This is a genomic window from Nocardia sp. NPDC050718 (assembly GCF_040654235.1).
Classification (GTDB): domain Bacteria; phylum Actinomycetota; class Actinomycetes; order Mycobacteriales; family Mycobacteriaceae; genus Nocardia.
In genome coordinates, this window is the sequence record NZ_JBFAHQ010000001.1 from 815,965 (window position 1) to 828,701 (window position 12,737).

Annotated in this window: 11 protein-coding genes; 5 read left to right on the forward strand and 6 right to left on the reverse strand. The window is 71.5% G+C overall.

The features are described from left to right. The first annotated feature begins 103 nt into the window (after positions 1-103). Positions 104-3,892, forward strand: coding sequence for a BTAD domain-containing putative transcriptional regulator (locus AB0H54_RS03965; RefSeq protein ID WP_357342582.1), 3,789 nt, complete (start codon positions 104-106; stop codon positions 3,890-3,892). Positions 3,893-3,922: 30 nt separating this feature from the next. Here the strand turns inward: AB0H54_RS03965 and AB0H54_RS03970 are convergent, their stop codons facing one another. From AB0H54_RS03970 to AB0H54_RS03990, 5 genes are all read right to left on the reverse strand, one after another. Continuing rightward, positions 3,923-4,747 carry an ABC transporter permease gene (locus AB0H54_RS03970; protein ID WP_357342584.1) on the reverse strand — a complete coding sequence of 275 codons (825 nt, stop codon included), beginning with the start codon at positions 4,745-4,747 and terminating at the stop codon, positions 3,923-3,925. Next, on the reverse strand, positions 4,744-5,730 hold the full coding sequence (locus AB0H54_RS03975; protein ID WP_355273898.1) for an ATP-binding cassette domain-containing protein: 987 nt from the start codon (positions 5,728-5,730) through the stop codon (positions 4,744-4,746). The genes AB0H54_RS03970 and AB0H54_RS03975 overlap by 4 nt, the downstream gene beginning before the upstream one ends. 76 nt (positions 5,731-5,806) lie before the next feature. After that, a complete protein-coding gene (menE, locus tag AB0H54_RS03980) occupies positions 5,807-6,940 on the reverse strand; it encodes an o-succinylbenzoate--CoA ligase (RefSeq protein ID WP_357344191.1) in 1,134 nt (377 codons plus the stop codon). A gap of 279 nt (positions 6,941-7,219) precedes the next feature. Continuing rightward, positions 7,220-7,612 (reverse strand): VOC family protein, encoded by a 393-nt coding sequence (locus tag AB0H54_RS03985; protein ID WP_355273895.1) that lies wholly within the window; start codon positions 7,610-7,612, stop codon positions 7,220-7,222. 14 nt (positions 7,613-7,626) lie between these two features. Beyond that, positions 7,627-8,520, reverse strand: a complete 894-nt coding sequence (locus AB0H54_RS03990; protein WP_357342586.1) for a 1,4-dihydroxy-2-naphthoyl-CoA synthase — start codon at positions 8,518-8,520, stop codon at positions 7,627-7,629. A gap of 141 nt (positions 8,521-8,661) precedes the next feature. On the opposite strand from AB0H54_RS03990, the gene AB0H54_RS03995 reads away from it, so the two are divergent. The 3 genes from AB0H54_RS03995 to menD all read left to right on the forward strand — a co-directional run bounded on the left by AB0H54_RS03995 (position 8,662) and on the right by menD (position 11,693). Continuing rightward, positions 8,662-9,108, forward strand: a complete 447-nt coding sequence (locus tag AB0H54_RS03995; RefSeq protein ID WP_355273890.1) for a hypothetical protein — start codon at positions 8,662-8,664, stop codon at positions 9,106-9,108. Between the two features lie 377 nt (positions 9,109-9,485). After that, entirely contained in the window at positions 9,486-9,797 is a 312-nt protein-coding gene (locus AB0H54_RS04000; RefSeq protein WP_355273887.1) for a hypothetical protein, read from the forward strand. A gap of 264 nt (positions 9,798-10,061) precedes the next feature. Beyond that, complete coding sequence (menD, locus tag AB0H54_RS04005) at positions 10,062-11,693, forward strand: 2-succinyl-5-enolpyruvyl-6-hydroxy-3-cyclohexene-1-carboxylic-acid synthase (RefSeq protein ID WP_355273884.1); 1,632 nt, start codon at positions 10,062-10,064, stop codon at positions 11,691-11,693. A 10-nt stretch (positions 11,694-11,703) separates the two neighbouring features. Here menD and AB0H54_RS04010 read toward each other — a convergent pair whose 3' ends face one another. After that, on the reverse strand, positions 11,704-11,940 hold the full coding sequence (locus tag AB0H54_RS04010; protein ID WP_357342588.1) for a hypothetical protein: 237 nt from the start codon (positions 11,938-11,940) through the stop codon (positions 11,704-11,706). 156 nt (positions 11,941-12,096) lie between these two features. Here AB0H54_RS04010 and AB0H54_RS04015 point away from each other — a divergent pair, with 156 nt between their 5' ends. Then, a complete protein-coding gene (locus AB0H54_RS04015) occupies positions 12,097-12,696 on the forward strand; it encodes a TIGR03086 family metal-binding protein (RefSeq protein ID WP_357342590.1) in 600 nt (199 codons plus the stop codon). The last annotated feature ends 41 nt before the right edge of the window (positions 12,697-12,737 follow it).

Genomic DNA, 12,737 nt, shown 5'->3' on the forward strand with positions numbered 1-12,737 from the left:
GGCCGGGGTACCGACATTTTCGCGGCGTGCGGCGGTGGTGTCGCGCCGGTCGTCCGCGTGGAACAGGAGCCGGTCGCCGTGCTCGCCTACGATGACTTGCGGCATGTCTGCACAGCATCTCGGCCCCGACGGGCCGCCTCCCACCGTCGCGGTGGCCGCTGCCCCCATCGTCGTGGGGGTGCTCGGCGTGATCGCGATCCGCCGCGACGACGCGACGCTGCTCGCGCTGCCCGGCGCGCGGGCCCGGCTGCTGCTGGCCGCGCTGGCCGTGCGTCCCGGCCGGGCCCGCAGCGCGCAGGCGCTCGTCGACGAGGTGTGGGGCGACCAGCCGCCACGGGCGCCGATGAACGCCCTGCACACGCAGGTGTCGCGGTTGCGCGCGCTGCTGCCCGACGGTGCGCTGGAGATCGGCCCGGCCGGTTACCGGCTGACCCTGCCCGCCGACAGCGTCGACCTGACCGCGGCCGCCGCCCTGGTCCACCGCGCCGATGCCCTGCGCGCGACCGGCGAGACCGCGGCGAGCATCGCCGCGATCGCCGCCGCCCGGGCGCTGTGGCGCGGCGAACCGGGCGCCGACCTGCCCGAATCCGGTCCCGCCGACGACCTGCGCGCCGCCGCCGACCAGCTGCGCCGCGACCTCGACCGCGCCGAGCTCGCCGCCCACACCGCGCGGGGCGACGTCGCCGCCGCCCTCCCGCTGGCTGCCGCCGACGCGGCAGCGCACCCCTTGGACGAGCCTGCCCACACCACGCTCATCCGCCTGCTCGCCGCGGCGGGCCGCACCAGCGACGCGCTGGAAACCTTCGCCACCTACCGGCTGCGGCTGATCGAGGAACTCGGCGCCGACCCGGGCCCGACCCTGCTCGCGCTCAATACCGCCGTGCTGCGTGGCGATCCGATCGAGCTCCCAGGCGCCAGGCAGCGGCCCTCCGCGACCGGCATCCCGGAGCGCGATGCCGCGGGGTCGGCACCGGCGAACCCGGGCATGGGCGACCGAACACCGGCCGCCGACACCGCGATCGTCGACCCGGCCGCACGGACAGGCGCCGACGATCCGCACTCCCGGGACGACTGGTCGGCGGCGAGCATCGGCCGGGACGCGTCTGCGGCAGCACTGCCCGGCACCCCGATCGCCGACCCCACGGCGCGGGCAGTCGCCACAGGTGCGACCGGGTCCCGCGACGGCTGGTCGACGAGCACCTGGGACGCGTCCGCGGCAGGACTACCCGGCAGCCCGGTCGCTCCGATGGCCGACCGCGCCAACGGCCAACCGCGCACCCTCCCGCCCACCTCCCTCGGCTTGCGCGCCGCCCCCAACGAACTGCTCGGGCGCGCGGCCGATCTCGACGCGATCACCGATCTGGTGCGCCGGTCGCGGGTGACGACGGTGCTCGGCCCCGGCGGCACCGGCAAGACCAGGGTGGCGAACGCGGTCGGCGAACGACTCACCGGCACCATGCCGGTGGTGCTGGTCGAGCTGGCCCCGGTGCAGGCCGAGTCGGCGGGCGCGCAGGCCGAGTCGGCTAGCGCGCAGGCCGAGTCGGCTAGCGTGCGGGCCGAGTCGGCAGGCGCGCGGGCTGAGTCGCAGGGCACGCAGGCCCTGGTCGACATCGAAGCGGCGATCGGGCACGTGATGGGCCTGGGTGAGGTGATCCGTGAGCCGGGCGGTCTCCGCCTCGGACGGGTGGTCGATCAGCGCGCTCGACTGCGCGACGCGCTCGCCGCCCGGCCCACCCTGCTGATCCTGGACAACTGCGAGCACGTGATCGAGGCGGCCGCCGAGGTCGTCGCCGATCTGGTCGGCAGTTGTGCCCAGCTGACGGTCCTGACGACCAGCCGCTCCCCGCTGGCGATCACCGCCGAATCCGTCTATCCGCTGGCCCCGTTGGCGATCGACGCGGCGGGCTCGCCCGCCACGGACCTGTTCACCGCGCGGGCCAGGGCGGTGCGCCCCGATGTCCGGCTCGATCCCGAGATCGTGGCGCGGCTGTGCCGCACCCTGGACGGCTTGCCGCTGGCGATCGAACTGGCCGCGGCCCGGGTGCGCACGATGAGCGTCGCCGAGATCGAAGCCAGGCTCGAACATCGATTCGCCCTGCTGCGCAGCGGCGATCGGGCCGCCCCGCAGCGGCATCGCACGCTGCACGCGGTGATCGCGTGGAGCTGGAACCTGCTCGACCTCGATCAGCAGATCGTGCTGCGCAGGCTGTCCCGGTTCCCGGGTGGCTTCATCCTGTCCGCGGCCGAAGTCGTCGCGGCCGGACCCGAGGTCGCCGATGTCGCCGCCGCGGTCGACGGGCTGGTCGGCCAATCGCTGCTCACCGTGCTCGACGATCCCGACGGCACCGGCATCCGGTACCGCATGCTCGAGACCGTGCGGGAGTTCGGCGCCGAGCAGCTGGCCGCCGTCGACGCCGTGACCGACGGCGCCGAGACCACGCTGGTCCGCGAGCGGATGGCCGGGTGGGCACGGGACTTCGTGCTCGGTGCCGTCGGCGACTACCCCGCCGTCGACCAGGTGCCGGTGGTGCTCGCGGTGACCGCCGAGCTGGACAATCTGGTCGCGGTCCTGCGCACGGCCACCGCGCACGCCGACGCCGACACGGTCTACACCGTGTTCCCGGTGGTCGCGACGCTGTGGGTGATGCGGGGCGCGCACCTGGAGTTCATCGGCTGGGCGGTGCGGCTGGTCGCGATCCCGCCGCCGCGGCCCGTCTCCGGGGTGGCCGCCGATCTCCAGATGGTCACCCACATGCTGACCTGCCTGCACCTGATGTTCCACAACGGCGGTGACGCGCGCCCGGTCGCGCTGGCGCGGATGCGCGCCCGCAGGCTGCTGCAGCATCCCGGCCTCGATCCGGGTCTGCGGCTGCTCGGCGCGCTGATCACGGTGCGGCCGCACGGCTTCCGCCTCGGCCGGTTGCTGGCCGAGGGCGCCCACGCGCCGGAGCGCAGCGCGCGGGTGGCCGCCCTGGCCGCTCGGGCCAACTTCTGGGAGAACGCGGGGAACGTGGCGGGCTCGACCCGCGACGCCGTCCGCGCGCTGGACGAGATGGAGTCGCGCGACGTCTGGGGCGCGGCGATGATGAGCCAGCATCTCGCCCAGCTGTGCGGTCAGTCCGCCCGGTACGCCGAGTCGGCCACCCACTACCGCCGGGCGCTGACGCAGATGAGCCGCCTGCGGGTCGACGACGAGATCCTGGAGGGACGGTGCTTCCTGTCGGCCGTCCTGATCGGCGCCGGTCAGCGCGAGCAGGCCCGCGCTGAGCTGGATTTCGTCCTGCGGTCGGCGGATTCGGGGCTGGGTCAGGTCGACGATCCCACCATCCGCCGCAATCACCGGCTCTCGACCGTCGCGACCGCGGTGGCCGAGCTGGAGCTGGCCGACGGTGACATCGACGCCGGTCTCCGGCACTACCGCCGGGCGCTGGAGCTGCTCGGCTGGCCCGATTTCGAGCTCAGCCCAGGTCCCGGCGCGCTGATGGTGTCGGCGGCGGCGGTCAGCGCCCATGTGCTGCACGGCCGGGCCCCGGCGGCGGACGATCTGGTGGCGCAGATCGTCGCGACCACCGATCGCAGGCTCTCGCAGTACCTGGACCTGCCGCAGATCGGCGCGGTGGCCTGCGCGGTCGGCTCCTACCTGCTGACGACCGATCCGCGGCGCCCCGAGGGACTCGAACTGTTCACGCTCGCCGCGGCTTCGGCGGCCAGACAGGACTATCCGTCGATGGAACTGGCCCGCCACCGCGCGCTGCACCGGGACCGGGTGGGCGCGGACGCGCTGGCCGGGGCCGAGCGCGCGGCGGCGGGGGTGCGCAGGCTCGCGGCCGCCACCCGCATCGTCGAGCTCGTCACGCACCTGGACGGACACGACAACGGCACCCGACCCTGACGGATCGGATGCCGTTGTGTCCGCGCGGGTTCAGGCCCTGCGCATGTAGGCTCGCACGGTGAGCGGCGCGAACACCGCGATGACCACGAGCGAACCGACCAGCGACCACAGCAGGTCACTGCTGTAGACGTTGGCGTTCATCAGGTCCCGGCAGGTGTTGACCATGTAGTACACCGGGTTGGCGTGATTGATCGCCTGCATCCAGCCCGGCATGGTGCTCACCGGGGCGAACGCGCCGGACATGAAGGTCAGCGGGAACATCACCATCATCGAGATGCCCTGCACCGAGGCAGCGCTTTTGCCGGTGACGCCGACTAGCGCCCACACCCAGCTGATCGCGAACGAGCAGACGACGACCACCAGGCAGGCCGCGACGACCCCGGCGACGCCGCCACCGGGCCGGTAGCCCAGGCACAGGCCGACGATGATCGTCAGCGTGGAGGCGATGCCGTAGCGGACCATGTCGGCCAGCAGCGCGCCGGCCAGGGCCGACACCCGGGCGATGGGCAGGGATTTGAAGCGGTCGAACACGCCCTTGTCCATGTCCTCGCGCAGCTGGGTACCGGTGACCACCGAGGTGAGCACGACGGTCTGCACGAGGATGCCGGGGATGAGTACGGGCAGGTAACCCTCGACGCTGCCCGAGATCGCGCCGCCGAAGATGTAGGTGAACAGCGCGGTGAACAGGATCGGCTGCACCGTCACGTCGAAGAGCTGCTCGGGATTGTGCTTGATCTTGAGCAGGCCGCGATAGGCCATGGTGAACGAGGTGGAGATCGTCTCGCGCAGGCCAACCCGGTCGCTGACCTGAGCGACGTCCTTGGTGGCTGCGGGAGCGGTGAGGACAGCGGTCATGCCGCGCTCCGTTCGGTGTCGTCGGATTCGTCGGCCGGGTGGCCGGTGATGGTGAGGAAGACCTCGTCGAGGGTCGGCTTGGAGACGGTGATCTCCTCGACGCCGATCTCCCAGTCGCGCAGGCGGATCAGCAGGTCGGCGGTGAGATTCGGATCGGGCAGTGGCGCGGTGAGCCTGCCCGCCTCGGGGCTGATCTGCGCGGCGACGCCGAGAAAGTCGCCGACGATGCGCTTGGCCTCCTCGAGCTGTTCGCGATCGAGCAGCGTCAGGTGCACCGAGGACCCGCCGATGGAGGCTTTGAGCTGGTCGGCAGTGCCGTCGGCGATCACCCGGCCGTGGTCGATCACGGCGATCCGGTCGGCCAGCTGGTCGGCCTCGTCGAGGTACTGGGTGGTGAGCAGCACGGTCGCGCCCTCGGTGACCAGCCTGCGGATGGTGTCCCACATCTGGGCGCGGGTGCGCGGATCGAGGCCGGTGGTCGGCTCGTCGAGGAACAGCAGCGGCGGGGTGGAGATCAGGCTGGCCGCGAGATCGAGGCGCCTGCGCATGCCGCCGGAGAAGTTCTTCAGCGGCTTGTTCGCCGCCTCGGTGAGGTCGAACTCGTCGAGCAGCTCGACGGCACGGCGGCGGGCGTCGGGCCTGCTCAGGCCGAGCAGGCGGGCGAAGATGATCAGGTTCTCGGTGGCGGAGAGCGCCTCGTCGACCGAGGCGTACTGCCCGGTGACGCCGATCAGCGAGCGAACCGCGTTGGGCCGCTCGACGACGTCGTGGCCGAAGATCCGCGCGCTGCCGCCGTCGGGCCGCAGCAGCGTGGCGAGCATCTTGATGGTCGTCGTCTTGCCGGCGCCGTTCGGTCCGAGCACCCCGTAGACCGAGCCGCGCGGCACCGCCAGGCTCACCCCGTCCACGGCGCGCTGCTTGCCGAACACCTTGACCAGACCGTCCGCCTCGACGGCGAGGGCTGCAGTGGGTGTGTAAGTCATGGGACCTACGGTGCCCGGCCCGCCTTGCACGGCCCTTGCGTCGCGATGGCGTGGCCACGCAAGGGACCGGTGAGCGTCAGCTCCGGGTGTTGGCCAGCAGGTGTTCGCGCAGGGCGGCGCGGTCGGGCTTGCCGGGGCCGCGCAGCGGGATCTCGGTCAGCACGGCCAGCTCACGCGGCGCGGCGATGGAATCGAGTTCGGCGACCACGTGGGCCCGGATCTCGTCCAGCGTCGGCGCGGCGCCGGGCGTCGGCACGATCGCGACCGCGACCCGCTGACCCAGCCGCTCGTCGGGCAACCCCAGCACGATGCACTCCCTGATCCCGGGATGGTTGGCCAGCACGGCCTCCACCACCTGCGGAATCACCAGCAGCCCGCCGGTCATGATCGCCTCGTCGAGGCGTCCGCTGATCGAGAGCACGCCGTCCTCGTAGGCGCCCGCGTCCTCGGTGCGGAACCAGCCGGGTTCGGCGAAGGCCGGATGATCGGGCAGATTGCGGTACCCGTGCGCGATCATGGCGCCGCCGAGCAGCACCCGGCCGTCCTCGATCCGCACCTCGGTGCCGTCGAGCGGCACGCCCTCGTAGACGCAGCCGCCGCAGGTCTCGCTCATGCCGTAGGTCCGCACGACGGTGATGCCCGCCTCGCGCGCGCGTTCGTAGACCGGCAGCGGTGTCGCCGCCCCGCCGACCAGCACGCCGTCGAGTTCGGCCAGCGCCTTGGCCGCCACCGGCGAATCCAGCGACTTGATCAGCTGGGTGGGCACCAGCGCGGTGTAGCGGCGCGGCCCGCGCATGGCGGCCACGGCGCCGGCCAGCGCCTCGGGCAGGAACCCGCCCGACACGTCCAGCACGGTCGGCTCGGTGCCCGCCAGGATGCTGCGCAGCAGCACCTGGATGCCCGCGATGTGATGGGTCGGCAGGGCCAGCAGCCAGCTGCCGGGTCCACCGAGGCGGTCGTGGGTGGCGTTACCGCTGGCCCGCAGGGCTTCGGCGCCGAGCAGCGCGCCCTTGGGGATACCGGTGGTGCCGGAGGTGGTCACCACCAGCGCGACGTCGTCGTCGATCGGATCGCCGGGCTTGAGCGCGTCGGAGAGCCTGCGCGCCTCGCGGCGATCGGTGGTCGGGATCGGCAGCCACGCCGGGCCGTTGCCGTCGAGCGCCTGACGCAGGTGGGGAAGCACTTCGCCGACACCGGAACCGGTCGGCATCTGCAGCGTCCGCAGGGTTCTACTCACGCCACCACCTCCGGATACAGCTTGCTGCGCTCCCTCACGGCTTCGATCGTGTCATGCGACGGCCGAGACCCGGCCAACGGGTCGGTTTGCCGGGATAACGTTCGCCACAAGGCAGGCATAGCGACTGCGATTCAGTAGATGGACGACGACTCGCACTGCGCTCCGGACGACGGCGGTCGGGCGCTTGCTCGCAGCTATCGTGCGCGGCCGGACCCGGATCGGCAACTCGGGTCCGCCGCGATAACCACTCGTTCACTCCGCCGACCAGCGCGGATCCCGCCGGATCGGATGTTCGGCAGGAACCTGTACCAGAACGATCGCGATGCCGTCCGGGTCGCGCACCCACATCTCCCACAGTCCCCACGGCTCGAGCTCGGGTGCGCGCTCGATCGCAATTCCCTTCAGCGCCAACTCCGCCGCCGCGTCGGCGACATCGCGCACCTGCAGCCAGATCGCGCCGTCGAACCGGCCCGGCTCGCCGCTGCCGCCGTGCCCGGCGACCTCGATCAGGCCCTGTCCGGCGTAGAACACGGTGCCGCCCGGGTACTCCCGCGCGATCGCCAGGCCGAGGCCGTCCCGGTAGAACGCCAGCGTGGTGGCATAGTCGCTGGGCCGCACGATGATCCGGCTGTTGAGAATGTCCATGGGGCCGTCCGTTCTCAGAAGTACCAGGGGTAGGGCGCCCAGTCGGGCTTGCGCTTCTCCAGGAACGCGTCGCGGCCCTCGACCGCTTCGTCGGTCATGTACGCCATCCTGGTCGCCTCGCCCGCGAAGAGCTGCTGGCCGACCAGGCCGTCGTCGAGCAGGTTGAAAGCGTATTTCAGCATCCGTTGGGCCTGCGGGGATTTGCCGTTGATGTCGGCGGTCCACTCCAGCGCGAGGTTCTCCAGCTCGTCGTGGTCGACGACCTTGTTCACCGCGCCCATCTGGTGCATCTCCTCGGCCGTGTACGGCCTGCCGAGGAAGAAGATCTCGCGGGCGAACTTCTGCCCGACCATCTTCGCCAGGTACGCGCTGCCGTAGCCGCCGTCGAACGAGCCGACATCGGCGTCGGTCTGCTTGAACCGCGCGTGCTCGCGCGAGGCCAGCGTCAGGTCGCAGACCACGTGCAGGCTGTGCCCGCCACCGGCCGCCCAGCCGTTCACCAGCGCGATGACGACCTTGGGCATGAAGCGGATCAGCCGCTGGACCTCCAGGATGTGCAACCTGCCCGCGCGCGCGGTGTCGACGGTGTCGGCGGTCTCGCCCTCGGCGTACTGGTAGCCGTTGCGGCCGCGGATGCGCTGGTCGCCGCCGGAGCAGAAGGCCCAGCCGCCGTCCTTGGGGCTGGGGCCGTTGCCGGTGAGCAGCACCGCGCCGACATCGGGTGACATCCGCGCGTGATCGAGCGCGCGGTAGAGCTCGTCGACGGTGTGCGGACGGAACGCGTTGCGCACCTCCGGCCGGTCGAACGCCACCCGCACCGTGCCCTGCTCGATATGTCGGTGGTAGGTGATGTCGGTCAGGTCCTCGAACCCGGGGACGGGCCGCCACAGCTTCGGATCGAAAGTCACGACCCTGATTATTGCCCTACCGTCCGGCGGACCGGTACGAGGTCGTAACACCGCAGCTCGAGCGGTCGGCGCGTGTTTCCCGGACCCGGTGCGTATAGTTGCGGCTGCTCGTTCAACGAACCGATCCGGAGGAACCTGAAAGTGGTTGCAGCGCTGTCTGAATCCCTGCTCGACGACACCAAGCGTCCGGCTTTTCTCGCCGACGCCGTCGAAGTTCTCGACGCCGAGGTCTCGGACAAAGGTGGTGCGTCCGGCCTGGCCGTGAAGGGTGGCTACGCGGCGGTCAAGAAGATCAGCCCGACCATCGTTCCCGATGCGCTGGCCTCGCTGGCGCCGAAGCTGCTCGATCAGCTCCAGCCGTACTGGGCCGAATACACCACCTCGGGTGCGGGCACCTTCGCCGACCTGCTGACCTCGAAGTCCGATGAGGTCGCCGAGTCGCTGCTGGCCGTCACCGACGCCCGCGCCGACGCGTCGAGCCGTCCCGCCCTGCAGAAGGTGTACTCCTCCATGCGTGGCTCGGCCAAGAAGCACGTCGTCGAGGCCCTGCCGCGGGTGGCCGACCTGGTGCAGAAGCACGCGGGCTGAGTCCCATGGCGGGGTAGCCCCCGCGTCAGATCGAACGTGAGGCCGGTGCGGCCCGGGTGCGAACCCGTCCGCACCGGCCTTTCGCGTCGGTGGGTGACCACACTCACGTAACGGGGGACGGGGCGGTCGCCGCCACAGCATTTCCCGGTCGGCGGTAAATTCCGGAGCTGCGATTGTGAGCCGGGCAACGCCGTCGGTGAACAGCTGGAAAATCGCGGGTTGCCGACAATTCCGGACGCGCGGCGACGGTTCCGCGCGATTGACTCTTTCCGTTCCGAATCGATTACGTTCGATTTCAGGTGATTCGGAAGGCGAATTACCGCGACGCGGAAAATGTCCTTTCCGCTCGGTTCGGTTCGAGAAGGAAGTTCGGTCCCATGATCTCTCGCAAGACTCTCGCCGCCACCGGTGCCGCCGCGGCCGCCGCCGTGATGTTCCTCGGTCCCGTCGCCGTCGCGAGCGCCGACTCGGGTTCGGCGACCGGATCCTTCAGTGGCTCCGCCGATCTGGCCAGTGGCTCCGCCGACCTGTCCTCGGGTTCGGCCGCCCTGACCACCGGTTCGGCCGCCGGCGCCGGCGTGCTCGACTCGGGCAGCTCGGCGCTCGACGGCGGTACCTCGGCACTGGTCAACGTCATCGACCTGATCACCGGTATCAACGGTCTGCTGCCCGCGCCCGCCGCGTCCTGAGCTGATCTGTGTGTGTTTTTCCGGAATTCGGCGGCAGGGGTGAATCTGTCGCCGAATTCCCCTTTTTCGGCATATCGGACACCCGGTCGCGGAATAACTCCCACGTAATTACGGAAACGCTTCGGCTGGTGCCGATATCGGACGGTCGAAACACGTGACCGTACCGCCGATCCGCCGGTTGCGGTGGCCGGTCCGCCCGGCCGGTGACGCAGACAACGCGGGCCGGGGGCAGACGCGTGTGGTCCGGTCTGACACTCTGGGATTGTGAATCCGTCAACTGCGCAGGCACGAGTGGTCGTCGACGAGCTCGTGCGCGGCGGCGTCCGCGAGGTCGTGCTCTGCCCCGGATCGCGCAACGCCCCACTGGCCTTCGCGCTGCAGGCGGCGGACGTGGCCGGACAGCTGCGGCTGCACATGCGCATCGACGAGCGCACCGCGGGCTTCCTCGCGGTCGGGCTCGCGGTGTCGTCCGGGCGGCCGGTGCCGGTCGTGATGACCTCGGGCACCGCCGTCGCCAATCTGGGCCCCGCCGTGCTGGAGGCCAACTACGCCCGGGTGCCGCTGATCGTGGTCAGCGCGAACCGGCCGTACGAGATGCTCGGCACCGGCGCCAACCAGACGGTCGAGCAGCTGGGCCTGTTCGGCAGCCAGGTGCGGGCCACCATCAGCCTCGGGCTCGCCGAAGCCGAGGCGGGGGAGTCGGCCTATCCGCGCCAGAACAGCGTCTGGCGCTCCTCGGTGTGCCGGGTGCTCGCCGCGGCCCGCGGCACCAGGTCGGGCAATGCCGGTCCGGTGCAGTTCGACATCCCGCTGCGCGAGCCGCTGGTGCCCGAGCTCTCCGACGATCCGCTGCCCACCGGCCGCGACGGCGAACAGCCCTGGACCGCCACCCAGTACGCCACCCTCGACGTGCCGCTCGACATCGACCTGACGCCCGACACCGTCGTCATCTCCGGCCACGGCGCGCGCCTGCTGCCCGAACTCGCCGAGCTGCCGACCGTGGCCGAGCCGACGGCGCCGATGCACGGTCCCGCCCTGCATCCGCTCGCGTTGCCGCTGCTGAAGCCGACGCAGGCGATCATCACCGGCCGCCCGACCCTGCACCGGCAGGTCTCGCGGGTGCTCGCCGACCCGAATGTCACCGTCTTCGCGCTCACCACCGGCCCGCGCTGGCCCGATGTCTCCGGCAATGTCGTCGGCACCGGTACCCGCGCGGTCACCACCGGCGCGCCGCGACCGGAGTGGCTGGCGCGCTGCGCCGATCTCAACCGGCAGGCGGAATCGGTGGTGCGCGCCGAACTGGCCACCCACCCGAAGGCCACCGGCCTGCACGTCGCGGCCGTCGTCATGGACGCGCTGCGCGAGGGCGATCAGCTGCTGCTCGGCGCCTCCAACCCGGTCCGCGACGCGGCGCTGGTCTCGCATCCGCGCCCCGGTGTCCGGGTGCTGTCCAACCGCGGCGTCGCCGGCATCGACGGCACCGTCTCCGGCGCGGTCGGCGCCGCACTGGCCCATCCCGGCCGCACCGTCGCGCTGATGGGCGACCTGACCTTCCTGCACGACGCGTCCGGCCTGCTGATCGGCCGTGGCGAGCCGCGACCCGACAACCTCACCATCGTCGTCGCCAACGACGACGGCGGCGGCATCTTCGAGCTGCTCGAACAGGGTGATCCGCAGTACGCGGGCGTGTTCGAGCGGGTCTTCGGTACCCCGCACGGCATGGACCTGGCCGCCCTGTGCGCGGCCTACCGCATCCCGCACCGCCAGGTCGACCCGGCGGAGCTGGCCGTGGAGCTGGCGGGCGACGCGCACGGACTGCGCGTGCTCGAGGTCGCGACGGAGCGCTCCAGCCTGCGCGAACTGCACGCCACCGTCCGCGCCAAGATCGCGGGCTAGGCGGGGCCGGTCACGGCTCCTCGACGAATTCGTCCTCGTAGGGGACCGGGATCGTCTGCTCGATCACGTCGGCGGCGTTCGCGGTGTCGGCGTCGCGGTCGATATTGGCCGCCATCTCGTCGGAGTATCGGGCGGCATCGAAGGACGCCGGGTCGTCGGGATCGTCGGCGGCGAAGGCCGATTGTTCCTGTTCGATCCGATCGGCCTCGGGGACTTCGTCGAGCGGCCGGGCGGTGTAGTCGATCATCGGTGCTCCTCGGTTGTCGCCTCGCACGGTGTCGCTGATCGTTCCGCCATCCAGCGTGCGCCGATCGGCAGCGCTCGGCAACCCGCGCGCCGATGAGAGCGCGCGGCTCGCGTCGTCTGCATTGGTGACCGAGTCCGTCCTCGCCCAGGAGCGTCCATGGAACCGCAATTCGACTTCGCCCTCGCCGCCCGCACTCTCGCCGACGTCGTCGCCGGGATCCCCGACGACCGGCTCGACGCCCTGACGCCGTGCGAGGACACCACCGTGCGCCAGGTGCTCGCCCACGTCGTCGGGCTGACCGAGGCCTTCCGGCAGGCCGCCACCAAGGAGTCCGTCGGCCGTTCGGAGCCGCCGAGCCTGGACAGCCCGCTGGCCGTCGACTGGCGCACCCTGATCCCCGCCCAGCTCGCCGCGCTCACCGAGGCCTGGCGGATCCCCGCGGCCTGGGACGGCGACGCCGAGGCCGGTGGCGTCGTGCTGCCCGCGGCGATCATGGCCACCGTCGCGCTCGACGAGGTCACCGTGCACGCCTGGGATCTCGCGGTCGCCACGGGACAGTCCGTGACTGTCGATCCGAACCATCTGGCGATCCTGCTCGACTTCCTGCGCGACACCGACCCGGACGGCACCCCCGGGCTATTCGGTCCGGTCGTCGCCGTGCCCGATGCAGCGCCCGCGTTCGACCGCCTGCTCGGGCTGACCGGACGCGATCCGGGCTGGCGTCCGGCTGCGATCGCAGCGGACCGGCGGGTTTGATACGGTCGCAGCACGTTTGACGGTAAACCTGGGGGGTTTCG